The sequence below is a fragment of the Planctomyces sp. SH-PL14 genome (assembly GCF_001610835.1).
GTDB lineage: Bacteria > Planctomycetota > Planctomycetia > Planctomycetales > Planctomycetaceae > Planctomyces_A.
In genome coordinates this window covers 2,769,432-2,794,287 of sequence record NZ_CP011270.1, presented here as the reverse complement: position 1 = coordinate 2,794,287, position 24,856 = coordinate 2,769,432, and the positions used below count along the sequence as shown (strand labels likewise).

At 62.0% G+C, this 24,856-nt stretch carries 20 protein-coding genes; 9 read left to right on the top strand and 11 right to left on the bottom strand.

Annotated features, from left to right (window positions below; translation table 11 throughout):
- Positions 1-82: 82 nt before the first annotated feature.
- Together VT03_RS10985 and otsB are read left to right on the top strand one after the other, a co-directional pair.
- A complete protein-coding gene (locus VT03_RS10985) occupies positions 83-1,573 on the top strand; it encodes a trehalose-6-phosphate synthase (RefSeq protein ID WP_075093023.1) in 1,491 nt (496 codons plus the stop codon).
- Positions 1,570-2,346, top strand: a complete 777-nt coding sequence (gene otsB / locus VT03_RS10980; RefSeq protein WP_075093022.1) for a trehalose-phosphatase — start codon at positions 1,570-1,572, stop codon at positions 2,344-2,346. Before VT03_RS10985 ends, otsB begins: the two co-directional genes overlap by 4 nt.
- A 139-nt stretch (positions 2,347-2,485) precedes the next feature.
- Here otsB and VT03_RS10975 read toward each other — a convergent pair whose 3' ends face one another.
- From VT03_RS10975 to VT03_RS10960, 4 genes are all read right to left on the bottom strand, one after another.
- Entirely contained in the window at positions 2,486-3,622 is a 1,137-nt protein-coding gene (locus VT03_RS10975; RefSeq protein WP_075093021.1) for a hypothetical protein, read from the bottom strand.
- Positions 3,619-4,458, bottom strand: coding sequence for a hypothetical protein (locus tag VT03_RS10970; RefSeq protein WP_075093020.1), 840 nt, complete (start codon positions 4,456-4,458; stop codon positions 3,619-3,621). The genes VT03_RS10975 and VT03_RS10970 overlap by 4 nt, the downstream gene beginning before the upstream one ends.
- Before the next feature lie 33 nt (positions 4,459-4,491).
- Positions 4,492-6,051: a MotA/TolQ/ExbB proton channel family protein gene (locus VT03_RS10965; RefSeq protein ID WP_075093019.1), complete on the bottom strand. Its 1,560-nt coding sequence runs from the start codon at positions 6,049-6,051 to the stop codon at positions 4,492-4,494.
- A gap of 217 nt (positions 6,052-6,268) precedes the next feature.
- Complete coding sequence (locus tag VT03_RS10960) at positions 6,269-6,601, bottom strand: hypothetical protein (RefSeq protein WP_075093018.1); 333 nt, start codon at positions 6,599-6,601, stop codon at positions 6,269-6,271.
- 564 nt (positions 6,602-7,165) lie between these two features.
- Here VT03_RS10960 and VT03_RS10955 point away from each other — a divergent pair.
- Positions 7,166-8,440, top strand: a complete 1,275-nt coding sequence (locus tag VT03_RS10955) for a putative Na+/H+ antiporter (protein ID WP_075093017.1) — start codon at positions 7,166-7,168, stop codon at positions 8,438-8,440.
- 448 nt (positions 8,441-8,888) lie between these two features.
- Here VT03_RS10955 and VT03_RS10950 read toward each other — a convergent pair whose 3' ends face one another.
- A complete protein-coding gene (locus VT03_RS10950; protein WP_197489295.1) occupies positions 8,889-9,329 on the bottom strand; it encodes a four-helix bundle copper-binding protein in 441 nt (146 codons plus the stop codon).
- Positions 9,330-10,434: 1,105 nt separating this feature from the next.
- Positions 10,435-10,860 (bottom strand): hypothetical protein, encoded by a 426-nt coding sequence (locus VT03_RS10940; protein WP_075093015.1) that lies wholly within the window; start codon positions 10,858-10,860, stop codon positions 10,435-10,437.
- A gap of 1,067 nt (positions 10,861-11,927) precedes the next feature.
- On the opposite strand from VT03_RS10940, the gene VT03_RS10935 reads away from it, so the two are divergent.
- Entirely contained in the window at positions 11,928-12,608 is a 681-nt protein-coding gene (locus VT03_RS10935) for a YoaK family protein (protein WP_075093014.1), read from the top strand.
- Between the two features lie 381 nt (positions 12,609-12,989).
- On the opposite strand, the gene VT03_RS10925 is transcribed toward VT03_RS10935, so the two are convergent.
- The 3 genes from VT03_RS10925 to VT03_RS10915 all read right to left on the bottom strand — a co-directional run bounded on the left by VT03_RS10925 (position 12,990) and on the right by VT03_RS10915 (position 16,454).
- Positions 12,990-14,057, bottom strand: coding sequence for a sodium:calcium antiporter (locus VT03_RS10925; RefSeq protein WP_197489294.1), 1,068 nt, complete (start codon positions 14,055-14,057; stop codon positions 12,990-12,992).
- 216 nt (positions 14,058-14,273) lie between these two features.
- A complete protein-coding gene (locus VT03_RS10920; RefSeq protein ID WP_075093012.1) occupies positions 14,274-15,605 on the bottom strand; it encodes a DUF2254 domain-containing protein in 1,332 nt (443 codons plus the stop codon).
- Between the two features lie 216 nt (positions 15,606-15,821).
- Complete coding sequence (locus VT03_RS10915) at positions 15,822-16,454, bottom strand: tetratricopeptide repeat protein (RefSeq protein WP_075093011.1); 633 nt, start codon at positions 16,452-16,454, stop codon at positions 15,822-15,824.
- Between the two features lie 456 nt (positions 16,455-16,910).
- On the opposite strand from VT03_RS10915, the gene VT03_RS10910 reads away from it, so the two are divergent.
- Both VT03_RS10910 and VT03_RS10900 read left to right on the top strand, forming a co-directional pair.
- Positions 16,911-17,186 carry a hypothetical protein gene (locus tag VT03_RS10910; RefSeq protein ID WP_075093010.1) on the top strand — a complete coding sequence of 92 codons (276 nt, stop codon included), beginning with the start codon at positions 16,911-16,913 and terminating at the stop codon, positions 17,184-17,186.
- A 994-nt stretch (positions 17,187-18,180) separates the two neighbouring features.
- Positions 18,181-18,570, top strand: a complete 390-nt coding sequence (locus VT03_RS10900; protein ID WP_075093008.1) for a hypothetical protein — start codon at positions 18,181-18,183, stop codon at positions 18,568-18,570.
- A 176-nt stretch (positions 18,571-18,746) separates the two neighbouring features.
- Here VT03_RS10900 and VT03_RS10895 read toward each other — a convergent pair whose 3' ends face one another.
- Positions 18,747-19,394 (bottom strand): hypothetical protein, encoded by a 648-nt coding sequence (locus VT03_RS10895; RefSeq protein ID WP_075093007.1) that lies wholly within the window; start codon positions 19,392-19,394, stop codon positions 18,747-18,749.
- A 501-nt stretch (positions 19,395-19,895) separates the two neighbouring features.
- Between VT03_RS10895 and VT03_RS10890 the strand changes: the two genes are divergently transcribed.
- Both VT03_RS10890 and VT03_RS10880 read left to right on the top strand, forming a co-directional pair.
- Positions 19,896-21,146, top strand: coding sequence for a hypothetical protein (locus VT03_RS10890; RefSeq protein WP_156514411.1), 1,251 nt, complete (start codon positions 19,896-19,898; stop codon positions 21,144-21,146).
- A 394-nt stretch (positions 21,147-21,540) separates the two neighbouring features.
- Entirely contained in the window at positions 21,541-22,776 is a 1,236-nt protein-coding gene (locus VT03_RS10880; RefSeq protein ID WP_075093004.1) for a reverse transcriptase domain-containing protein, read from the top strand.
- A gap of 80 nt (positions 22,777-22,856) precedes the next feature.
- On the opposite strand, the gene VT03_RS10875 is transcribed toward VT03_RS10880, so the two are convergent.
- Positions 22,857-23,081, bottom strand: coding sequence for a helix-turn-helix domain-containing protein (locus tag VT03_RS10875; protein WP_075093003.1), 225 nt, complete (start codon positions 23,079-23,081; stop codon positions 22,857-22,859).
- Between the two features lie 179 nt (positions 23,082-23,260).
- Here VT03_RS10875 and VT03_RS10870 point away from each other — a divergent pair, with 179 nt between their 5' ends.
- Positions 23,261-24,808: a PrsW family glutamic-type intramembrane protease gene (locus VT03_RS10870; RefSeq protein WP_197489293.1), complete on the top strand. Its 1,548-nt coding sequence runs from the start codon at positions 23,261-23,263 to the stop codon at positions 24,806-24,808.
- The last annotated feature ends 48 nt before the right edge of the window (positions 24,809-24,856 follow it).

Genomic DNA, 24,856 nt, shown 5'->3' with positions numbered 1-24,856 from the left:
GCTCCGAGTTGATGACAGAGGTTGGCGCAGGGGAGATGAGTCGCCATGGTGGGGCGGTGAACCACCGGGAGGACTGGGATTGATGGCAACCACGTGGGACCGGGCCCGGCTGGAAGGTCTGATCGGAGCGGAGCTCTCGAACCGGAAGTTCATCGCGGTCTCCAATCGCGAGCCTTACATCCACCGCTTCACGGAAGATGGCATCGCCTGCTTTCGGCCGGCGAGCGGTATGTCGACCGCGATCGACCCGATCATGATGGCGAGCGGCGGGACCTGGATTGCCCACGGAGCCGGCGACGCCGATGCCGAGGTCGTGGATCAGAACGACAGCCTGCAGGTCCCCCCGGATTCGCCGCGTTACCGCTTGCGGAGGGTGTGGCTCACGAAAGAGGAGGAGGAAGGGTACTACTACGGCCTCTCCAACCGCGCGCTGTGGCCCCTGTGCCACGTCACGTTCACCCGGCCGCATTTCGACGAGGCGGACTGGCAGACGTATCGCCGCGTGAACGAACGCTTCGCTGACGCCGTCATTCGCGAAGCGGATGGAGAGCCGGCTGTCGTTTTCATCCAGGACTATCACTTCTGCCTTCTCCCTCGGCTCCTGAAGGAGCGGGGAGGCGATCTCAAGATCCTGCAGTTCTTTCACATTCCGTGGCCCAACCACGAGATGTTCCGTCCCTTCCCATGGAAGGAGGAGTTGCTGGACGGACTGCTCGGCAACGACCTGCTGGGGTTCCACATCCGCTATCACTGCCAGAACTTCCTGACCACCGTCGATCGGTTCCTGGAAGCGCGGATCGATCACGAGCATTCGGAGATCACGCGGCAGGGACAGTCGACAATGGTCCGTCCGTTCCCGATCAGCATCGACGCCGAGGCCCACGCCCGGATGGCGGACTCGGATGACGTGACGGCCCGGATGGAGAAGTGGCGGAAGCGGCTGCGGCTGGGGAACCGCCTGCTGGGGCTGGGGATCGAGCGGCTGGACTACACCAAGGGGATTCCAGAGCGGCTGCGGGGGTACGAGAAGTTCCTCACGGAGCATCCGGAGTGGCACGGCAAGACGGTCTTCCTGCAGATCGCCGTCCCGAGCCGGTCGCACCTGACGGAGTACCAGCGGATCGAAGAGGAAGTGGACCTGGCGATCGAGCGGATCAACTGGAAGTTCCGCCAGCCCCACTGGCAGCCGGTGGTCCTCATCAAGGAGCACCAGTCGCAGCCGGAAATGATGGCCTTGCACCGCCTGGCCCACTACATGACCGTCAGCTCCCTGCACGACGGAATGAACCTCGTCGCCAAGGAGTTCGTCATGAGCCGCTCGGACAACGCGGGGGTCCTGATCCTGAGCCGGTTCACCGGGGCGTACCGCGAACTGGAACAGGCGGTGGGGATCAACCCCTTTGCCAGTCACGAGGTCGCGCAGGCCATCGCTTTTGCGCTGACCATGTCCCCGGACGACCAGGCGCTCCGCATGTCGCGGATGCGCGAGCACGTGCTGCAGAACAACGTCTATCGCTGGGGCGGCAAGTTCCTTTCGACGCTGCTGCGGATTTCGGACCGGTTCGAACCATGAGGCATTGGATCTCTCTTCAGTCGGAACTGGCTGCCGTCGCGCGGGGGCCGCTGGCCCTCTGCTTTGACTTCGACGGAACGCTGGCCCCGATCGCGCCGCGCCCGGAATTGGTCCAGCTTCAGCCCGGCATCCCGGAACTGTTGGAACATCTGGCCGGAGATCCTCTCGTCCGGATGGCAGTCGTGTCGGGGCGGGCGCTGGCGGACGTCCGGACCCGCGTTGCCGCGGACGGTCTGCGGTTTGCCGGCAACCACGGTTTGGAACTGGACGACGGGACAATCGTGGTCCCTCCGCCTCCGTTTTACCGGGACGAGCTGGAAGTCTGCCGGATGGAGCTTCCAGGGCGGCTGCGGGCCCCCGGCGTCTGGATCGAGGACAAGGCGCTGACGCTCACGGTCCATGTCCGGGCCACGCCGCCGGAGTTCTGGGACGAGGTCCATGCGACGATCGCCGAGTTCATCCAGACACGGACCACGATTGGAATGCGGAAAGGACACGCCGTGATCGAACTTCGCCCGCGACATGGGGCGACGAAGGCAGACGCCGTGGCGGCGCTGTTGCGGCAGTGGGAGCTTCCGCCGGAACGGCTGTGGTTCTTTGGCGATGATGAAACGGATGAGGACGTGTTCCGCCGGTTTCCGGCGGGGGTGATGTTACGGATCCAATCCAAGCCGGAGAGCGCCGCTCGTGGGCACCTCAACGATCCGGCGGATCTGGTGGCGTTTCTCCGGTGGTTACGGGACCGCCGCGAGGAGTTCCCGAGTGTTGAGTGAGATGTCCCATACTTCGACTGCGTGGACGCGCCGATGCTTCGCTGCCGGCGCAGGGCCAGCCAGCGGCTTTGCGTCGATTTGGGGGCAGGACTGCCCGCCGAGTCACGGGCCGTAGCACCTGACTCACAGCGGCACGCCCTCAATCGATGACATTCGCCGGCTTGGCGGGCGGCGCCGGTTTGGGATTGGGATCCGGGGGCGGCTTGGGACCGAACAGGATTGGGCCTCCCAGGTGTGTCGTGTACTGAAAACTATGCGGCTGCGGGTCCCAGCCCGAGAGGATGCCCGCCTGGTCCGCCACCGCCCGAGCCGCGAGGTACACCTCAAAGCTGTCGGGGAGGACGATGAACTGGGCGTAATACTTCGTCCGGTCGAGCGTCGAGAGGATCTGCGTGAACTTGCCGCGCGGCTTGACGACCTCCCCCTCGTGGAACCCTGCCTTGTCCCGCGGCGTGAACTTCAGCCGCGGATAGATCCCGGCGGCATAGACTTCGATATCAAAGAAGTCGTCCCGCAGGTTGCGGTTCTGCCGGCGGAACTCGGCCTTGAACCGGTCGAAGTTCACCCCCGATTCGGGCCCGCCGTCCAGTCCCCGGGCGGCCACCACCTGCTCGGCCGACTTGGCGATGGAGGTCCGCAGGTCGTCGGCCGCGATCGGATAGACGCGATTGCCCGTGCACAGAAACGTGACCGGGCGGGCCCCTTCCGGAGCGGGGCGCGGGTCAGGGAGTGTCACCGTCTTGGGAGGCGGAGCCCGCTGCACAGGGGTCTTGTCGAGCAGGGCCTTCAGCCGGGCCTCGTCTTTGAGAGCGGAGGCGAGGCTTTCCTTGAGTTCCATCCGCTTCGGCTCGGTCTCCTTCAGGTCCTGCAGCAGCTTCCTGGCCTCTTCGACTTTCTTGGTGTCCTGCTGGATCTTCAGCGCGTACTCGTTGACGGTCTTTGTTGTCGTCGCCAGCGAGCCGCGCGTCTCGTCGATCTTGCGGCGGAGGTCGTCGATCTCGACCGTGACTGCCCCCGCGTCGCTCATCGGGACCGCCCCCAGTTGAGACCGGATCTGTTCGGCCTGGTCCTTTGTCAGAGTGAGCTTTTGACGGGCCGCCTCCAGGGCCTCGGGCTGGACGACGTCGGAGTCCGCGATCCGCTTCACGGCATCTTTGACGTCAAGCTGCGTCGTGACGATCACCAGGACCAGGATGCCCAGGACGTTGGTCATCGTGTCGAGCAGCGAATCGAGTCCGCCCCCGTCGTCTTCTTCGACTTTGACCCGCCGTCTCATTTAGGGGGCATCTCCGTTTTGCGGAAGTGACTGAGATCCAGGCGTCCCTGTCCCACAACCGGAAGCTTTCCGTTGCGGACCTCGTTGGCGTCACACAACGCTTTGACCGTTCGGTAGGTATCGAGCCCGTCGCTGCGGACCAGAAAGATAATCGCCGTGTCGCGCCCGTTGGCGACCTTCTCCAGAAGTGCGACAAACTTAGGGTTCGCCGCCGCTTCTGCGGTGCGAACAAGCAGCGGTTCGGCCTCCGTGTGGAGCACGATGGCGTCCCGCTGGCACTCGATGAAGCTCGGCATGATATTGAGCCCCGATCCGCTTGGCAGGACCGAGACCTCGGCCTCCTGGGAGGGGGCTCTCTTGGCGTTCAGGTCCTTCGTCAAGACCGCCAGCCGTTCCTTGACGCTGCCGAGCTGTGCCTGCATATCCGCCACGGTCTCCCGCTGACCTTCGGGCAGCTCGGGAATCACGATCTTGATCGACTTCTGCTCCGCGGCCTTCTTTTGTGTTGCCGCCAGTTCCTTCAGCAATGCGTCCAGCTCGGCGCGGGATTTGACCAGTTCCTCCCGACGCTGTCCCCCTTCTTTCAGCAGCCGGGCCTGATCGGCATCGAGCCGCAGGGAGAGTTCGCGGATCGCCTCTTCGGACTCATCCAGCTCCTTCCTGATCCGCTGCATCTCCTGGGCGTTCGCGACAACCTCCTTTGCGTCCCCCTGGTTCATCTGTCCGAGCGTGACGGAGGCGATCATGAGCGTCAGCACGCCGATGATCGACGCGACGATGCTCAGGAAAGGGAAGAGTGAAACGTCGTCTTCGTCCGGAGGAGGTCGTCTGGCCATGACTTCATTGGGAAACGGGAGGGCGGCGAGGAATCAGCCGTGGCCGTACGGCTTGCGGCTGAACCACCAGCGACGTGGAGCTTCGACCTGCTGGATCAGGACCTGTTTCTCTCCCAGAGACTCCAGCACGCTGCCGAGCGACGTCAGACCCCGCTCCAGCCCCACAAACGCGGTTTGCAGCGCCCCGGCGGACTCACCGGCCGATTTCTCGACCTCCTTCTGCGCCGCCGCCGTCTGGGACGTCAGCTCTGCGAGCTGCCTCTGGATGTCCCCCGCCGCGGAGGTCATGCCGGTCAACTCGCGGCTGAGCTGGGTCACCTGCTCCACGTACTGCTGACGGAACTGGGCGAGGTGCTGGTCCTCTTCCTGATGCCGCTCCTGCATCCGCCGGTTGAGGTCTTCCCAGCCTTGCGCAATCTGGGTGGAGAACCTGGACCCGATCGCATCGAGTTTCTTCATCCAGTTCTCGAGTTCGGCGTGGTGCGTTCCGAGCGCCGCCTCGACCGCCTCCCGGAAGACCCTCGCGTCGGTCGGCCCGCCGCGGTTCGTGGCGTCGTGATCGTCATTCAGCCGCCGTAGGAGATTCTCATTGCAGTATTCGTCGGCGACCGTGACGACGCCGTCCTCGCTCTTCTGCATGGCGGACGTCGGGATCTTGACCGCCATGCTCATGACCAGGGCCAGTAGCGTCGTATCGAAGGCGACTCCCAGCCCGCCGAAAACCCCCTTCATGGACTCCGTCACTGCCGAGATGTCATTCGCGCTCTGCAGCGTCGCCGACAGGCCGCTGACGGCGCTGCTGACCCCCATGACGGTGCCGATGAAGCCCAGGATCGGCATGGCCCAGATGAAGACCTTGATAATGGTGTAGCTGCCCGCCACGTTGCTGGCGTCGATCGCCGACTGGGACTCCATCATCGTCACGGTTTCGGCGGCGCTCTTGCGGACGCGGAAGTGCTCGATTCCCCGCCGGACGCGGTTCACCAGGATGCTCTCCTGAGCGTCCGCCGGCAGGCTGTTGATGTGTGCCGCGAAGCGGTCGAGCGACTGCAGCGTGATCTCCTGCGAGATGTCGGTCGGCAGCAGGTCGAGGAGCATCGCCGACTTCTGTCGGGCGAGCTGCCGCCACTTCAGGAACAGGATCGCGAACGACCAGAACATCAGCAGCGTCGTCGGGAAGTTGATCGAAAAGCTGTCCCAGAACATCCCTCCGGCGCGGACCGTTCGGAAGGGATAGAGCGCGGCAAAGAGCAGGGAGGCGCATACGAAGCCGATCGCCCCGCTGGTCACCAGGCTGACGTCGCTGCCGGCCGAGGAGTGGCTGCGGGCCGAACCGATTGGCATGCTCTCGCGCGGCCGCCCTGCGGCACTCCGTCCCGCGGCGTCGGTGACCGCGGATGCTCCGGCCGCCGTCTGAGCCGCCAGAGCACTCCAGTTGAACTCCCCCGGCGCCGAGGGAGCCGCGGCATCCGCGGGGAGATCTGGAACGACGAGAGAATTGTGGCAGTAGGGACAGGCCACCTTCTTGCCACTGCGGTCCTGACTGACTTTGAGTGAACGCTCGCAGTGCGGACAGTTGAATTTGAAGTACATAACGCCACTCAATCGTCGACGAACTTAGCCCATTGTCCCGTCAAGAACGGGTCACCCCATCCTGCCTCAAGCCGCGGCATCTGACAAGCATCGGACCGCCGGCGAGCGCCGATCATCCGCACGCGGCGAAATCTTGGCCGACGGTCTCCGATTCCGCATGGATCGGGAATCGCGTCAGAACGGGCGCCTTCTGCAGGGCAATGCCGACACGAAGGCTTCAATGGTCGAAGATGAGCAGCAGGATCGCTCGTGTCGTGATCCACAGCCACAGGCCCCCACCGCCCGCGATCCAGGTGTATCTCCAGATCTCGCCGCGGGTGACGGGATCGCCCGTCGCGGTCCGGGGATCGCCGCCGAAGGACTCGATCCAGCGGGCGATCGGCAGGGCGGCCGCAAGCGCCAGACAGCAGGCGTCCGCGGGGCGGAAACCCCCGCCGCTGGCCGTGGCCACATGGTAGAGCGATAGAGCGAACAGGAGCGGACCGAAGAGCATCCAGAAGATGCGACAGAAAACGACCAGCATCGACGCGGAGTGCGGCGCAGTGTTCATGGGAATTCCGCATTGGAGACGGCCAGAGAGGGCGCACCGTGCCCGCAGGCGCGCAACAGCGTCATCCCTGGCAGAGTTGGAGCGGGATGACGACAGGGAGGCACGAACGGGTGCTACCACCCGCCCCCATTGGTAATGAAGAGCTTCAGGTAGAGATCGTGTTCGGTGGTGAAGGCCCGGTTCACGATGAGACCAATGGAGACTTAGATCGGAGTGTGGAGGCGGCTGTCCTGAATTCTCATCGTAGGTTGAGGGTAGAGGACCGGGAACCTGTTTTCTTGTCCGATTGTCCGTTGTGAGGTTCTTCGCAAGTGGACTGGCGAAACGCGTTGTCGCCCCCCTTCCGGCCGCTACACTGGCGGACATGAGAGGTTCCCGTTCCACGCCGTCGCAGTGCTCCCGCCCGGCGGAACCGCGTGCCTCCTCTGAGCACGATCTCTACCTCAAGCTCTTTTTGACGAACGGCGGCGGCTGGTAGCGGCCCGGTCCTCGACGCCGGCTCTTCCTTCGTCCTGTCTCGATGCCGGCTCTCCCGTCCGCATCAGACTCTCCGCGCACGGTGCCATGACTCCCTCGACACTGGAAATTCTGGCGACGGTTCTGTTCGCCCTGGCTGTTCTTCACACGTTCCTCGTCGGCCGCTTTGCGAAGTGGGCCCACCGCTTTCCCGAAGGCTCGATCGCCGAGAACCTGCTCCACTTTCTGGCCGAGACTGAGGTCGTGTTCGGCCTGTGGGCCGCCGCGCTGTTCGTCGGGATCGTGGCGGTCACCGGCTCGGTCGAGCAGGCGGCCCACTACATCGACGGCCTGAACTTCACCGAGGCCAAGTTCGTCTTCGTCGTGATGGTCATCGCCGCCACCCGCCCCGTCGTGGCGCTCGCGGAGCGAATCCTGAATCGCGTCTCGCGGCTCCTGCCATTGCCCCAGGAGACCGCCTTCTTTGTCACAGCTCTCTCCGTGGGGCCGCTCCTGGGCTCCTTTGTGACGGAACCCGCCGCGATGACGCTCCTGGCGCTCGTCTTGAAACGGCGGTACTTTGACCAGGAGATCACATCCCGGTTCGCCTACGCCCTGCTGGGGCTGCTGTTTGTCAACGTCTCAATCGGCGGAACCCTGACACACTTCGCCGCGCCGCCGGTCCTGATGGTGGCCCGGAAGTGGGAGTGGGACACCTGGTTTATGCTGTCGCACTTCGGATGGCGGGCGGCCCTTGCCGCGACCGTCTCTACGGTTTGCACGGCGTGGGCCTTTCGTCGGGAACTCGCGGCGATGGAACCAGTGGAAGCGGTGGCCCGCCCGATCCCGGCGTGGCTGACGATCCTGCACTGCCTGTTCCTGGCGGCCGTGGTCGGGCTGGCCCATCACCCGGATGTGTTCCTGGGGGTGTTCATGCTGTTCCTGGGGCTGGCGACAGCGACCCGCGAATACCAGGACCGGCTCAAGCTCCGCGAAGGTCTCCTCGTCGGGTTCTTCCTGGCGGGGCTCGTGACCCTCGGAAGCCTGCAGGAGTATTGGCTGAAGCCTCTTATCAGCAGCCTTGGAGGCTCATCGCTGTATTTTGGTGCAACGGCTTTAACGGCGATCACGGACAACGCCGCGCTGACGTACCTCGGCTCCCTTGTTGAAGGGATCAGCGACGAGCTCAAGTACGCGCTGGTGGCCGGGGCGGTCACGGGGGGAGGTCTGACGGTGATCGCCAATGCCCCCAACCCGGCGGGAGCGGGGATTTTGAACCGGAGCAAGGCGTTTGGAGAGGACGGCATCAGTCCGCTGGGGCTGCTCTTGGGGGCTGTGCCTCCCACAGCTGTCGCGATCATGTTTTTCTGGGGACTTCCATAGGAGATGCGGATTAACAGTCCAGTGCAGAGCGGCGTCGGTGATTGACCAGCACAATCCCAGATGCCACGTCACCTGAAGGCTGCTCCCGCTGACGGAGCTTGCGGCGCAGCAGGGATGCGAATCGCTAGTGGCTTCTCGGCCAGATTCGGAAAGTAGTGCGATTTGGGAACAACAAGGCGTTGGGGGAGATGCAGCGGCTAGGCTCGACGGGCATTATCAAGCGTACGTCGAGCGCACTCCCCTAACGCTTTGGATGTGTCAGAACCGACCTCAACGAACGCCAGGGGCTCAGACCGCATTCGCAAGCGGCCCGGTATGCTTAGTACCGCCGAGGGAGCCGTTCGATACCACGTCCTGCCTGATTGGCCTGATCTCTGTCCCCGTACGATCGTGGGCGGCGGCCACGTCCGGTCGTCCAACGAATCGCCGCGGCGGCCTAGCCATTATCTTAGTGGCCAGCGTGCTCCAGCATCGTGCGGCAGGCCTTTTCGCACTTGCGGCACTCCTCGGCGCACAGCTTCATGTGTTTATCGTCCGGAAACTTCTCGCACTCCTTCGCGCAGCCGGAACAGGCGTCGGCACAGGCCCGGCAGACCAGAGCCGCAAACGGACCTCCCCGGGCCACAATCTGCGCAGCAGTGGCGCAGAGATCCGCGCAATCGCGGCAGGTTTCCAACGTCGCCAAGTGACTCTTCTTTCCGTCGGCCAGCATTTGAGCACAGTGCGTGGCGCACATGTCACACATCCGCTGGCAATCGGAGCAGGCCTCCGCGCAAGCCATGTCGCCGTGCCCGGCATCTCCTCCCTCCTTGGCGTACAGCGAGCCCTCTATCGCGGCCAGCCCAAGGGCGGACAGACCTGCCAATCCAAATGCTCGGCGACCGATCATCGTACTTCTCCTGGCGAGTGGTGGAGCGATTGCCCGGTAAGATCTCTGGGGCAGCCTAGGCTGTGCGAACTTTGTGCCGCCACATGGTCACAAGGGATCCAGCTCACTGCGAGATGCGCCGTCTCCTGCGTAGGACAATGTTTCCCGTTCTCACGACCGTCACGGACGAGAAGGGGTACGCAAGATGCTGCAGCAGCCAGGAATGAGCCGAAGTGCCGACGGCGATGCCCGGTTTGTGGAGGCGTCATGGGGACTGCACGACTTCTGATCGCCGTTGTCGGGGCAGTGCTTCCGTTCGGTGCCCGATTACTTGGAGGTCCCGAGTGGGTAGGGCAATACACAGCTGGTGGCGCCACCGCGATCCTGTTTATCTCAGTAATGAACGCTCCGACGTGGCTTACCTTGCTCGGCCTGACCTACGTCTACAGGAGGCCGATATCACTCGTCACTCCCTGTCTCATGACGTTCGGATTCCTGGGGTGGTTTCACTCTTCGCTCGCCCTTTCAGCCGACGCGCAAGCAGCGATAGGGCTTGTGTTTGTTCCGATTGCCGCAATCCCGTTCCTCTGCGTGGGGGCGCTTGCAGGATACTTGGTCGACCGGATTTCGGTGTCGTCGGGCGGCAGCACTACGGGGGGAAAGTCCCAGGCATAGGCTGGGCCTGAAAGGCGAGCGTACGAAGCCGTATCGCGGAAGCAACCGCTGCCGGACGCTTGAGCTCTGAGGTCGCTTCTTAGAGTTCGCGTCCGGCCGCTCTTCCTCCCCGAAGTGCGTCTGCACCAAACATTGGAGGGTGCAGTGCTGGCCCGCCTCCCTGCTGCTCCTGTCCCCGGGTGTTTCAGGGGAAGAAGTCGCGACAAGAGAGGGGCAAGTCTATGTGCGGCTTGATCCCCACCGCCCCTTTCCGCCCTTGGCAACGACAGCGACGCTCAGCGAATTATCGGGGTATCGTGAATTGACGCCACAGCGTAGTCTGCCCCTGGAGTGTCCGTAGGTCCGGCAACCCGGGCATTCGCGCTCGGGCATAGCTTGACACCGCTGCCCGGGCGTTTTGCTTATTGAGTTGGGTAGAATCGTTCCGAACGTCGCGTTGCCGATCCCTGTCCTAGAGCTTCTGCTTTAGCACGATCGCCGCAGCCCCTTTGTCGCCAAACGGGGATGTCCCGACGACCCCCAATATGGTCACTCCGTTCGACAACTTGCCTCGCAGCTTGAGTTGCTGGAGTCCTTCTTTGGGTGTCTCGCAGATCACGGCGCCAGCGGCCTTGGTGGGAGCCGTGCCGGTGACTTCGAAAGTGAAGACGCGCCCGCCGGGCCCCTTGACAACGAGCGCGCCTTTGAAGGTCTCCCCGTTCCGTTCGGCGACGGTGAGTGCCGCCTGCCCTGTTCGAGAGTCCTCTCTGGCCAATCGCATGTCACCCATCCAAACAGAGCCAGCCGCAAACGAATCCTTGGCTCCCCCGTCTTCGGCAATGCAGGCGTGGGGCGAGAGTACGGAGCAGAGCACAATCGCCAAGATGAAGAGTCGCATCGTCTGAAGCCTTTCGACGAATGGGGTTGCGGGGGCGTGCAGCCGGTGAATCAATCAATTGCGGCGACCGCGTCGATCGGCAGCGTAGCTGAACCGGGACGACCCCTTCTCCAACGGAAGGCCCAACTGTGTATCGCCGCATTTCTCGTGCCCGGTTGTGTTAAGCCAACTGCCACTGAGTCGGATAGCGGGGTCATCGTCTGTTCGCTTTATGACGCTGCTGGTGTTGAGCCCCTCTCAGCGTCGCATTCGCGGTGAAGACGGCGGAGGAGCTTCGGAGCCACCAGAGTCTCACTCCCGCGAGACACGTCTTTCCGAGGGGTATGCCGCAGTGCCTCGAACTGGTCATTCGCGGCGACCAAGTTTACCTGTTTGGCCACTGTAGCCTCTCTATGTTCATCGATGGCTTCTCGCTGTCACACGGGAGCCTTAGCTACAGAAGCCGGCCCACTCCGAAACTTTCGGCGCCTGGGCGCGGGCTGGTTCCCGACGGAAAAGGGTAGACCGGGGCCGTTCCCCAACCGCGTCGAGACAGTCCCCAATCTCTTTGTTGCCAAAACGGGAAGCGGACTGCCCGCTGCTCGTCGACGTGAATCTCCACTTGAGGCTCTCACGGTGTGCCAGAGGTCCGCCGGAGGAGTGTCGCGCGAATCGCCCAGACGCGTTGCAAAGTGAAGATGATCGACTCTTCGACGATGAACGACTGTCCGACAGCCCGTGTCAGGACCAGCCTTCCACTGCGGCCAGCTCTGGTTTCAAACGCGAGCAGTAAGAATCCCCTCGAAGAGTCGCGTACCGCCAATTTAGAGCCGCGAGCAACTTCGCAGTTGGAGGCCACTTGTGGCAGTTGGTCATTTCGCTGTCTCGACGGCACCGGGGGTGCACAGCCATAGAAAGACGCGCATTCCCGGTGCGCTGCTCTGGGGCGTGGAGCGCACTGCGTCGTCCCATTCGATTTCCGGTAGACCGATGTCCCTGAACAAAGCTGAGTTTTCACGATACACGCCATGAAGATTACGCTTCATACCCCAGAGACAATCTACTCTCCACGACACCTGCCGAGTTGGATGCTTCTCGCCTGCGCGGCAGGAATGGTGAATGGGTTCGCGTTCATCATGTGCCAGCAGTTCGTCACGCATGTGACGGGAACGGTGACCCGCCTTGGGCTGGAGTGGCCGGCCATCGGGGTCGCGGTGGAGTATGCGGTCATCCTCTTCAGCTTCATCATCGGCGGGGCGACGTCGGTGATCGTCATTCAGGAGCGGGCGCGCCGGGGAAAGCGGCCTCGCTGGGCGACGCCGCTGGTCTCCGTGGTCCTGCTGCTGGCCGGCACTGCCGCGGCGGGGCGAGCCGGATTGTTTGGGAGCTTGGGAGAGCCCGCCACGGCTGGGCCGCCTCCGGTGGCGTTCCTCTCTCTGTTGGCCTTTACGATGGGCCTGCAGAACGCAGCCGTTGCGTCGACGACAGGACTGGCGGTGAGAACGACTCACGTGACAGGGCCGGCGACCGATGTCGGCATCCATCTGGGGACAGCGATTCTGGCCGACGGCGACGAACGCAAGTCGGCGTTGAAGGGCGCCGCCCTCCGTGGTGGAAAGATCCTCTCTTTTATGACCGGGGCTGGCCTCGCGATTCCACTGACCGCTCTGTTCGACTATCTGGCCCTCCTCGCCCCGGCCCTTTTTGTCTGCATCGCGACTCTTTTGAGCTTCACAAGGTGGAGTCCCAGCGACCTTCCCGTTCGGTAAGGAGTCGCTTTTCCCATTCGAGGCCGGCGAATCCCGTCTTCTCCTGCTCAGGTCGCTGCTCCAGATCGGATGGCCGTGGATCGCTGCCGACGAATCTTCTCCGAACGCTGAAGCAGGAAGCCGGCAAAGATTCCCAGTGGAACGGTCGCGAAGAGTGATAGCTCGTGTCTCCACAGCCGCTGCCACTGCCTTTCCGTCACCTCCGTGAACCGACCGTGATCGCCGACGAAGAACTTCCCTCTCTCACATTTCCCGTTCCAGACGCTCCCTCCGAGAGCCAATCCATGGGCACCGAAGGCAACGATGTTGGCGACGCAGCCCGCCAGCAGGACTCCACAGATGCGATCATTCCACTGAGTTCGATGCATGCGTCGTTCTCCGTCATGTGCCGCCGTTCCAGTAGATCAGCCACAACGCGCCGAGCACAGTGGCAATCACGAGAGTGGCATCCGGCTCGATCACCCGTCTTCGTCGTTCTGCGTGGTACAGCTGGCCGAGAACGACGATGAGCGTGGAGACGATCGCCGCCAGGCAGGTGATAGCGTGGGCTCCCGAGACCGCTCCGAGGAGAGGACCCCGGTGGATGAGATCCAAGGGAATCAAGAGCATCATGTTGAACGCATTGCTCCCGAACACATTGCCGATGGCGAGGTCGAGCGCTCCCATCCGGAGCGCCGCGAACGATGCAACCAGCTCGGGCAGGGACGTGCTGAAAGCGACCAGGGTCGTCCCGACAAAGGTCTTGCCGAGCCCGCTTGCGTCAGCGATCGCACCCGCGGCCTCGGCGAGGAAGGGCCCGGTCACAACGATTGCTGCGGCCGAAAGAGCGAATCCCAAAACCGAAGTCCGCCACGATCCAGTGGGCAACTTCGATTTGGACGGAGTTGCGTCCGCGGTGGCCTCGGCCCGCGAGGCCACCTGATCGAAGTAGATCATCCGAACTCCCATCAGATAACCAGCGGCGACGAGCCACAGTCCATAGGAGACTCCCAGAATCTCTCCACTGCCCAAGACGTGCGGCGTCAGGAGGCCCACCGCCACGATCGCCGTCAAGGCTGCTCCGACGTTCCCCGAGAGGGCATGACGGGCGGCCTCCCGCGACAGCATCCTCCCTTTCGAGTGCACCGACAGGTCGAGGATCGCCAGGATCAACAGATTGAACAGGCTGCTCCCCATCAGGTCTCCAATGGCCAGGTCGACCATCCCCTTTCTCACGGCGGAGACGTCGACCGACAGCTCCGGAAGCGACGTTGCCCCGGCCAGCAGGACGCTGCCGATCAGCAGGCGGCCGAATCCTGTCCGCTCGGCGATCTCGTCCGCGAATCGAGACAGATACGTCCCTGCCACGATGATGACGCCAGCCGAGGCCAGGAACTGAAGAATCGTCGCGGCCACGATATGTTCCTCCGCTTCACGACGTTGATCTGTACTAAGGGCTTGCTCCCACACACTCCGGGGGAGCACACAACAGAGCCCGGGCGGGCTGAGCTCCGACGCCGACGATACCCCTGCGAGACGGAAACGAAGGGGAGCACCAATCGGCTCAAGAAATCGGTTGCCGAATAGGACGCGATTCGGCAATCCGTTGCGGCGGCGACTGCGAAAACGGCGATGGCGTTTCCATCTCAATGGGAGGGGGCTCACCAGACACCGACGCAGTGTTCGTCAGGGCCTTTCCGATAGCGACCATTTCCGCTGCACGACCTGGTATCGCTCATCGACGTCGCGCCGGTCCGACTCTTCGGGTAACGCATCCTGGGCGCCTCTCCAGATCATCTCGGCATGATCCAGGAGAACCTGACGGCGATCGTTGCTGAGTCCCCGCTGAAGCAACAGTCCGATGACCTCAAGGAGGCGAATGGTCACAGCAGCATTGGTTCGGGCAGCCTGACGAATCTGATTGAATGCCGCATCGACGACACCGCCGAAGGCGACCGGCCGCGTCACGACTCGCATTTGCCCCTTCTCATCGTTGAGATACTTCGATGGTTCGGAGCGACTGGAGAGAAACCCGATGGAGTCACCCAGCCAGTCAATGCAGTTGATGGCTGTGAACGGATCATTGATCCCGGGCGAAAGCGCCCTGAGCGCGATCTCGACCAGCTGACTCACAGCGCATTCGACGTCCTGGTTCGGGATCCGATCCGTACCCCAGACAAAGGCCTGGTTGATAGACCGTTCGATGTCTTCGGACACCCGTTCCCGCGGAGAGAGCCGCGCCAGGGGACTTCCTTCCAGCGCAAACTGCCCCGGTCTCAAGCCGAGCAGAATTATCGCATCGTTGTCGGTCGCGATGCGTCGAAGCCGTTCCACGTCAATTGCCAGCAAGTACCCGTGACTTCGGGCGGCAATCGCGGCCGTCGCATCCTCCGCAAAGCTCGGCTCAGTCGCCCGGGCATCAAGACTTGCGAGGTCGCGACCATCGTCTCTTTCGGGATACAGACGCGTGATCGTCTCGCGCAGTTCTCGGCTGACTTCGCTGATCAGATGTGTGACCTGAATCGAGACGGAGGTGTGGTGAATGAAGTAGATCAGCACTGCGAGGCTGGCGACCGCCAAGACAACGCCCAGGGTGATCGAAAGGTGCGGGACAAACTGGTCGTCGTCGATGCCGCGGACTGTACGGAGAACCAATAGGCAGAAGAGAAACGTTGAGGTGAATACGCCGAGGACAAACTGGTTGACAGTGTCCCGCATGAAATTGCGAAGCAGCCGAGGCCCGAACTGCGACGACGCGAGGGTCAGCGCCACGATGGTGATGGAAAAGACCGTTCCCGCAACCGAGATCATCGACCCCGCCACGACCGAGAGGACGGCTCGCGCCCCTTCCGCTCCTCCTCGATAGACCCACCATCCCTCGACTTGCGTATTCTTGAGGGCCAGGTCGAGCTGCACCCCGACCACGGCCAGCAAGGCCGCGGCGGCGGCCATGATCGAAGGCACAAACCAGAAACTGCTTCGGAAGTTCTCCCAATACTGGAGGAGTCTTGTTTTCATGGCGTCCAGATGGATCCAGGCCGGTTCGGGCGATCAGCGACGTACGTTACAGCTCTGGAGACCGGATGGGGACGGGCAAGTGCCCGTGGCCGAACCTCGGAGGACAGCCGAATATCCCTACAAAGCCGCGGATGGCTGGCCGTTGGTGAGATCGATGCTCACAGCAGACCGACTCAGACGCCTTCGCGACGCGACATAAGGTGCCGGAACGGTATGTCAGGCTTGCCGATCTCGACCGTTGTGAGACATGACTCGCCCGGTGCCGGTGGCCCTGTTCGTACGGCGACGAACCTGTTCCTCAGCACGTCGTTTCACGTCGGGAAGCATTCGCTTCGCGATCTGTGCGACAGCACCATTGGGCCGATCGCGGCGCACGGCCAATGTCAGCAATTGAGGAGGCCGAGTCCAGTTCCCAACCTTGCCAAGCAGTTCCGCGAGGATCAACGGAACAGATGGAAGCGTGGTCTGCTCCTCGACGACAGCCCGCAGTCCCTGCTTCGCCTCTACGTAGAAGCCGCACTTCCACATGACGAAGGCCTCGTGGAGTGTGGAGGCTGTGGTCGCAAACTGTTCGTCATCCAACTCTCGATGAAGCAGGCCGCTGCACCCGGCGTAGTCTGCCAACATGACTCGGCAGTGAGCCAGGAAGATGGACGCTTTCGGACCTCGACCGGGAATGACTGACAAGACGTCAAAGACTTGGGCGGCCTGTTCGAACCGTCCCTTGGACCAGAGGTAGTGAGCCACGGCGAAGGCGTGTTCGAATGTCAGTTCGACGAGACGGCCATTGCGTCGAAACGGAATTCGAACGTCGCCGTTGACCGTTTGTGGGACAGATGTCGACAGCATCAGATCACTCCTTTCGACCGACGAGCTGGTCCAACATGGATGCAGCACGATCACGGCCCGCCGTCAGGCGTGTCGGGATACGCGCAGGCACCGCGAACCAGCAACCCGGGAGTCAACGATGTGAGAGGAAGAAAGCCCATTACCGCCAACGACAAGACAGTCGAGCGGCGTCCATCATCATCCAGGTGTGTCATCTGCGGCTTGCATACAAAGTCATTGTAGGCAGCTGCTGCACAAAGTGTAGATGCGGAATGATGTTAGGAACGAAATCAGTGGCCGCTTGCCCAGATGTCGGAAGTGAGCCGCCTCCAGCGGCCGCGGCCTTGGTCGTGAGTAACGCGGTGGCCAAATGGGGGATTTTCTACGGGGAAGTCCTTACCGGAAGATCCGTTCACCGCCGGTTCGATCTGGGAGGGACGGGCCAAGTATGGTCCCAAGGGCCCCCCGGATGCAGAGGTGGTGCTGACGATCAGCGATAGAAGAGGCGAGACGTTCAAAGGCGAGATGTCCGTTAGGCGCGAGGGAGCTGACTTGAGAACCCACAACGTCTCTGGAACGGCCAAAACGAAAGCCTCGGGGCCCGTGGCTTTTGAGTCGGAGAAGGTGGGAGTCGCTCAGGTCAAGTTGCGGGGCAAACTGCTGAATGACGTCGCGATTCTGTCCAGCTCTGATACCGGACCGCGTGGCAGAAAGACTACCGGTGAGTTCCACATTCGCCCCAAGCTGAGGTAGCACGTCTCGTTTCGATGGGTGAGACTCTTCAAGGCCAAACTCCTGCAGCCCTTCGTTGATCCCCGATCGCTATGACGACAGACTGGTGGGCGACCTTTTACTGCCGGAGGTCGTCGCGTGTTCGTCGTGTCTCGTGGATTAGGACAGTCGCTGATCATCGATGATTCGCTCACGCTGACTCTGACGGAGATCGGCGCCGACCGAGTCACATTCGTTCGCGCTCCGGGGAGTCCTTGCGACGCTGGAGAAATCGTCGTGAGCATCCACACGGCGTCTCAGCTCACGCCGAACGTGGACATTATCTATATTCCGTTTGAGCCAGACCGGGCGAGACTTGGCTTCCATGTTGCAGGGCGAGCCGATATACGACTTCCCGACTCGGAAGTGCTCAAAGCGACCAAGAGGATCCGCCCCATCTAAAAGGCGAAAACGCCCCCGGTTGCACAAAGAGGGCGTTTTCTGCCAATGGACGCGAACAGTTGAAGCGGGCCAGCTCCGACCGCTCAAGCGACCATCGGTGAAACGAGTCTACGCACGACCGAGTGTCGATCAAGAGAAGATTTCGAGTGCGATGATCTCGGGTCGAATTCTTGGCAGCAGGAGAGTTGCCGCCGGTGTGACTGAGCCAATAGGACTTTGGCCGACAATCCTCTGCGCCTGGAGTGTTGTCGACACGTCTACCTGCGGCGTAGTCCTGTCGAACGAGGAGCGTCAACGATTCCGTAGGCTATCCTGGCCGAACGTTGAGCCTCCCTTTGAAAACACTTCGGTTCATCACCGGCGGCGGATGCCGTCTTTATCCGTGATTGCTGATAGACCCCCCGGTCAAATCGAGATCACCCACCTAGGGAAGGCCGCGTGCCCAGAACGATGGGCCGGGATGACCCGGACGCTCCGCCTGTCCAGGTTTTCCCCAGGGCCGCAGGTTTGACCTTGCCATTCGGTCGGATTAGGGTCCGACCAAGTTTCCGAAAGCACAACCACAGGCGAAAGCATGGCCAAGAAAGCAACGACCGAAACTGAAATCGAAGGTTACTCGAAGGAACCCCAGGGCGCGGGATGGAAGCGATGCCCGCAGTGCGAAGGCTTCGTCAAAGGGCCAGTGACGAAGGAATGCCCCGCTTGTCACCACAAGTTCGAGTTCAAGTCCCGTACGGTTCGTCGGCCGCTTCCGGACGTCGCTGACCGGGAAACGGCAATGGAGCAGCAGGTCATGCTGTTGGCTCTCAAAATGGGGGGGCTTCCCGCCGTTCAGAAAGCTGTTCAGAAGCTTCAGGCTGACCCACTCATTGCGTTCACGATACGCTGTGGTGGTGTCGACAATACCCTCCGCATCGTCGGTGCGATCGAAACAAAGCTGACGAGTTTTGAGCCGGGAACGTGACTTGAGGGGCGAGCGGGTCCGCCCTGCGTTACATCTCGACTGCTAGCATGCAAGCGAGCCATCTTAGGCAACTTGCCCATCTGGGCGTTTGCCGCAATCGGCCCGCCGCAGCAGGAGAAGGCACTCCACTGCTTTCGCGATCGCGGGGTCTGTGCATCGCTGCAACGACTTCTCGATCAGGACTGAGCCGCGTCATCGTCAGGCAAACTGAACGCACGAGCGAACTCGTCAATTCCGCTCTTCAGCTTGGCCAGACATTTCTCTTGGGCGGCATCCAGCTCCAGCGCGATCAACGCATCCCCTGTCAGCAACTGTTCAAGAAGCCCATAGGGACGTCGTAGCATCTCAACCAGCGAGGCCCGTAAGTCCTCAGCCGACTTCGGTACGCGGAACTTCCGCCCTTGTCGATGGAGCCCCCTCGTCCCGAACGGTGATCGATGCGTGATTTCCAGCCGGAGTCGTTTAGGAGTCCATCGACCTGCCAGCGCCGTCCGGAAGAATTGGCGGCGCTCGCCCGGCTCCTTTATCAGCAGCAGGGCCTGGATATGAGTCCAGCTGAAACGCCCCTGTTTCGCGGCACTGAGATATCGCTGAAGTTCGGCGTCGGAGTCGATGACCCGGGCGAACTGGTGCGCCTTGTATGCTGTGAATCGGGAATTGCCATATCCCTCGTCGCGAATGGCGCTGTCGATCGACGAGCCTTGATCCACTCGCCTGGCGATCTTCTTGCCGAGTTGGTGGTAGGCGACGATTCGATCGGCGTTTGTGGTGGAAGCGGATTCCGCTGCCGTCCCGGCTGGGGAACGCTTGTTGTCGCGTGGCATGGCTCAGGTCCCTGGAACGTTGACTCGCAACAGCGTGGCCAGGGCTGTTCCGGAATGTGAAGGGCCAAAGACTCCGCGTCAACGTGCTGAGATCTCTGTAGAGGCGGCTGGCCCAGCCGTTTGACTCGGTTCGACGGAGGAGACTCCAGTCTGTGGATAGACGATTTGGCAGTGGCTTTCCAGCCGGACGCCGTTCGTCCCGGTATGAAAAAAGTTCCAAAACCGCCGAAGTCGGCCTTTGCGCGATTCTCCATCGCGTCAGAATCGTCCCACGTGGACAGGGCAGTCCGAGTCCGTCCAACAACGGACTGGACGAATATCAGGTAACTCCATTCCAGGCATTTGGCTTGCCGTCAGGCTCCTAATATGGCGTCAGACCCTCGACTTCAGGCTCTCCGGAACTGGCAGGATCGCCAGACTGATAGGCTCCGAATCGGCAATCCCTATGGTGTGGGGACCATTCGTGTCGACTACCAGACTTTCCAGCGCCTCGTGCCCCACTTGCCGTTCAGCTATCAGTGCCGCGCAGAAGACGAGCTTTCTCGATACGAGAACTCCGACATTTGGATGCCCGCGAGCGCCATCACCCGGCCGGTCATGTTGAACGTCGACATGTTCGAAATCTGGATGCGGAATATTCCAGTTATCCAGGAGGTACTTGAACGGGCTCGAATTCGGTACGAACTCGGCTGTCCCCTGCGAGGTCCGAACGGTCAGATTCTCGTGGACGACGAGAGCGGGAGGATGGAACAGTCTGTGAAGCTGGTTCGGGAAAGCCCCGGAAAGGTGCTGTTTGCCGTTCCCAAAGAGAAGCAGTTGGAGCCCCTGGCATACCGTCTCCAGGCGGCACTGAATGAAACCGTTGAACGGTTGCGGGGGCCTGAGGAGTGGGGAACGTCGCGAATCGCCGTCGCCACTTTTCCCGCAGCAAAACGCGTCAACTGGCACGTCTACCGGATCGTGTTTCCCTATTGGCATGGGGGGATTGCGGACAGTGCGTTTCCGATTGTTTGCGATTCGCACGCGCAGTCCATCGTTGTGATCCACACTCCGGACGATCAGCTGGATTGGGAGGATCTCCAGGATCTCGACACTTTTGTTGGACCCGTGATTGAGGATCTCTGTCGGCCCCGTCCGGAGGTCCTAACGCACTCCTTTGCCCCGTTCGGAGGACACCGCCGGCCGCAAGCAGAAGGCCAGGGGCACGATCGCCGCTCGAAGTATTACGACCGGCACAATGCCCGAAACCGGTTCGTGGCCAGTCTTGCAAACGAACTCATCACCGAGTTCTCGCGCCCCGCTTCCCTGAATCGCCTTGTTTTGTTGGCGGCAACAATGAAGCATTCCCACAAGCTCGCCGGCCGGCTGCCGGGCTGGCCTGTCCTCAATGCAAAATCGCAACCGTTGAACCTGCCTCCGCACAGCATTGTCACCTTGCCGGCGGCCCACGAGATGCATGAACGCCGCATCTTCACACCCTCTGATCTGATCGTCGCGATGGGAGGCCTGCCGGGGACCTGGTTCGAGGGCTATCTCAATGATCGCCAGCGGGGCAGTCTGCCGCTCCGGCTGATTGATCTGACGGACGAGTTCTGCGACGAAGCCTCGCAGTGGGGCTTGGCTCGGAAGCAGATGTACAAGAGCGCCGGATCACATTTCCGTCCGCTGTGCCGCGAGCTTGTGAAGCGAGCCAAGAAGGCGGCCCGCCGGGTGGGCCCTGTCACGTCGTCGACGTCTTCACCGGAGGTTTGAGCTCATGAAGCTGATATCACCTAACGCACGGGGCCCGCCGGCCCGTCCTCAGACCGCTGTAAAGATTCCCGGCTGCTAGTCGTCAGCCGGAGTTCAAACCTCCCAATACCGATTGACCGTGAGCCTCGACACCTATCTCCGGCCGTATAGGAACTACCGACGAGCCGTCCCCCCTGGGCCGCAAGGCCGCCTGGGCGGCGACCGTCATGAGATCCTGCGCCGGCATGAGAAAGAGTGCAAACGGTATGGGCGGCTCCCAGCAGACGAGCGGAGATCTCTCCATTCCAAGCTGCTGAGCCGCATTGCGGACACCAGTCTCCTCGGTATCGCTGTGGAGCACGTTTTCGAAAATGGCGGTGGGGCCCCCGGTCCTAACGGACAACGCCTCGCCGATTTGCGGACTCACCGTGGGAACACTGTCTATCGCGAGATCACCCGCCTTAAGCGGGGAATTCTCGATGGCAGCTACCGACCGAGCCCGCCGCGGATCCGGGAGATCCCCAAGCCGAACGGCCAAACCCGGCCGATCGCGATCTTCAATTGGCAGGATCTTGTGGTCCAGCGGTCAATTGTTCAGATCGTACAGCCCCTGGTGGATCCGACGCTCGCGCGCCTCAACTTCGGCTTCCGCCCCCGGCGGGACCGGAATGACGCAGTCGCGACCGCCATCGAAACCGCGAACCGGGACGAACGATTCGTCTGGCTCGCGGCCGACATCCAGGATGCCTTTGGAACCGTGCCCCATGACGACCTGATTGACCTGATCGATGCGAGGTTCCCAAACACAGAGCTCCGAAACGCACCTGACGCGCCAAACCTGCCAGACCTGATTGCGAAGTTCCTGGAAGCCCACCTCCGCACCATGCGGGGGCGGAATCGCTCCTCGGACGCGCCACGGCGAGGAATCAGCCAGGGAGGGGGGCTCTCTCCCCTCCTGCTGAACATCCTTCTCGATGCGACCTTGGACCAGGCATGGCTGGCTCGCCACCAGGATCTCCACTTGATCCGCTACGCTGACGATCTGCTCATTCCGTGCAGATCACGCGAGGAGGGATTGGATGCCCTCCATACGCTCCGGGAACTCCTCCCCGGCGGCATGCGGCTCAAGGGGACCCCGGAGAACGACATCACAGACCTCCGTGCCGGTGAAACGGTGGAATGGCTGGGATGGGACGTCTCCATGGCGAACGAGGGCCCGGTTCTCCGGCCGCCCGAGTGGAAATGGACGCGACTGGAGCAGCAGCTACGGCTGGAACGCGAGTCGGGAGACTTCCCGCTCTATGTGCCAGATATCGTGCAGGGCTTTGTGGCTCACCTGGGACCGTGCTACGAACAAGTTGATCGGGAGGCGTGTGTCCGTCGTATCCGGCGAATCGCCAATGGTGTGGGGGCAGAGGAGATCCCCGAGGTCTCAGAGTTCCTAGAGCTCTGGGGCCAAAGCCACAGGCGGTTTCAAGACCAGCGCCAACTCGCTCGTGATCGGATCCATGGGGATCCAGATGATGGAGAAGGAGGGGGCGATGGCTTCGCCGATCGCCAACCGCCCCGTCTGGATTGGCTAGACGAGGGATCGCTCGAACCGTCGAGCATTGCGTGCGGTTGTCCGTTCAATCCTACGGACATTCCGTGACCAAGCCCCCGGGCTCCCGTGGGAGTGGAGCTCTGGGGATTCTTTCCTAGTCCGGCCAGCATCTGACATCGCCACGGGCGTCATTGAAGGGATTCAACCGCCCCGAAGAATCTCGACAGAGATGTATTGAGCGCGCCGCAAAGCTTTTCGATGACCAAGAGCGAGGGAATTCGCTGTCCCCGCTCCAGCAGTCCGACATAGTTGCGATGCAGTCCGGCCAGCTCAGCAAGGCCTTCTTGGGACAGACCGGCCGCCTCGCGCTCTCGGCGCAAAATGACTCCAAACCTCTGCTGAATCGAATCCACAGTGCTGTTCCTTGGTTCAGCACTGCACTCGATTGTGTGCAAAACGGTCTACACACTACCGTGTTGCACACTATTGTGTGTTCTGCGTCGGCCGAGGCCGGCGACGCGGCTTGTGAGACCAATTGGCGCGAGATCGGAACCTAGTCCCGTCTGCGCCCCCAGATCGTGGAGGCCGCCCTGTGGCATCGGCCGAAGAGAAATCGAAGTTGGGCCAGCACTTTGGCGAGAACGAGGGACGTCCAATAGACCCAATCTCCCGTCCCGTCGATTTCGCGTTGAGAACTCGCTGGTACTACAGCTCTGGAGGAAACCGAGTTGGGCCCATCAGCGAAGAGGAACTGCGTGACCGGTGGAGCAACGGGAGCTTAGCGGCATGGGATCTTGTCTGGAGACCCGGCTTCGAGACGTGGATTGAGGCTTCCGCCCTCCGCGGACTTGGCATGGACCATGACGACGAATCCGAGCCCCCTTCGCTGCCGGATGCGTGGCTCTCGATCCACGACGCTGGCATCGAGATCACGCAAACCAAGAACGAGATAACACCCGCATCGGCCGATGTCGGGGCTGCTCACCCTTCAGAAACTCCTCAAACGGAGCCCCTTCCAGCCGGAACCTTGCTCGACCAACGTCCAACGAATGGCGACGAGGCGGTCACCCCCTCAGGCACCACCCCAAGCGGTAGCGTTACAGAAGCTCCTGCGGTGCTGAGCGGGCAATCCGTGGCCACGTTCTCGGCTGTCTGTCTCGGCGCCTACCTGTTCCCTTGGACCGAGGGAGCCTATCGACCGAGCGCGTTCGCAAGCTGGATACTGGCAGGGATCTCCGTCTGGGTCTTCAGTGTCACGCTCCACAAGGGCTTTCGTCGCTCTTCTGAGACCTGCGTGCGGGGCTACGGAAAGTTCATCTTCACGGCCGTCGCCGGCGTCCTGCTGCTTTTGCTGTTTCAGAACATCGTCCTGGCTTCCGTGAACGGTAAGGACTCCTCGAACTTCGGCCCCGTCTGGTACATGCTGCTCCGAGGGATCGGGAAGGGGTATCAGTCGGCACTGCAGCCCTCGGGATCCTTCTTCGGGACCCTCTTCGCCACCTTCTTTAGTGTTGCCCTCTGTGAGGAGTTCATCAAGGCGCTGCCGGTCCTCCGCCTCGTCCTGTCGAAGAACGTCAACCTGATGTCCCGCTCGAATGTCAACAACATGCGGGCAGACCTCCCGTTCCTGGGAGCGATGTCCGGACTCGGTTTCGGGATCGCCGAAGGAATGTGGTATGCCTCGGAGGTCTACAGCAAAGGCAATGCGCCGTTCGGAATCTATCTCGTTCGATTCTTTGGTTGTGCCCCCCTTCACGCCGCGTGGGGCGGGCTGACGGCTCTCGCGATCGCCAATGAAGTGCCGCAGCTTCGCTCCGCGTTTGAACGTCGCTCCGAGCCAGCCAAGGAAGGTGAAGCGGGCTGGCAACACCTGTTCCTGACCTACGTCATGCTGCAGGTCCCGGCGATGGTCCTCCATTCCCTGTACAACGCGTTCCTGGCCAAGGGATGGTGGACGATGGGCACGCTGACCGTAGCTCTCACCCTCCTTGTTCTGTGGACGATGTCGTCGACCTACATGGCCGAGATCCAACAAGCAGCAGATGGCAGTCAGCCGGAAGGCCCGGCCACCGATGAAAACCGACTGGCGGCGAGTCCGGTGAGCTCTGACGAACGTCCTTCGGTGACCTCTGATAGCTAAAGACGAGGATCCTCCCCGGCTGAACCGAGATTCAGCCGGGGAGGGCCT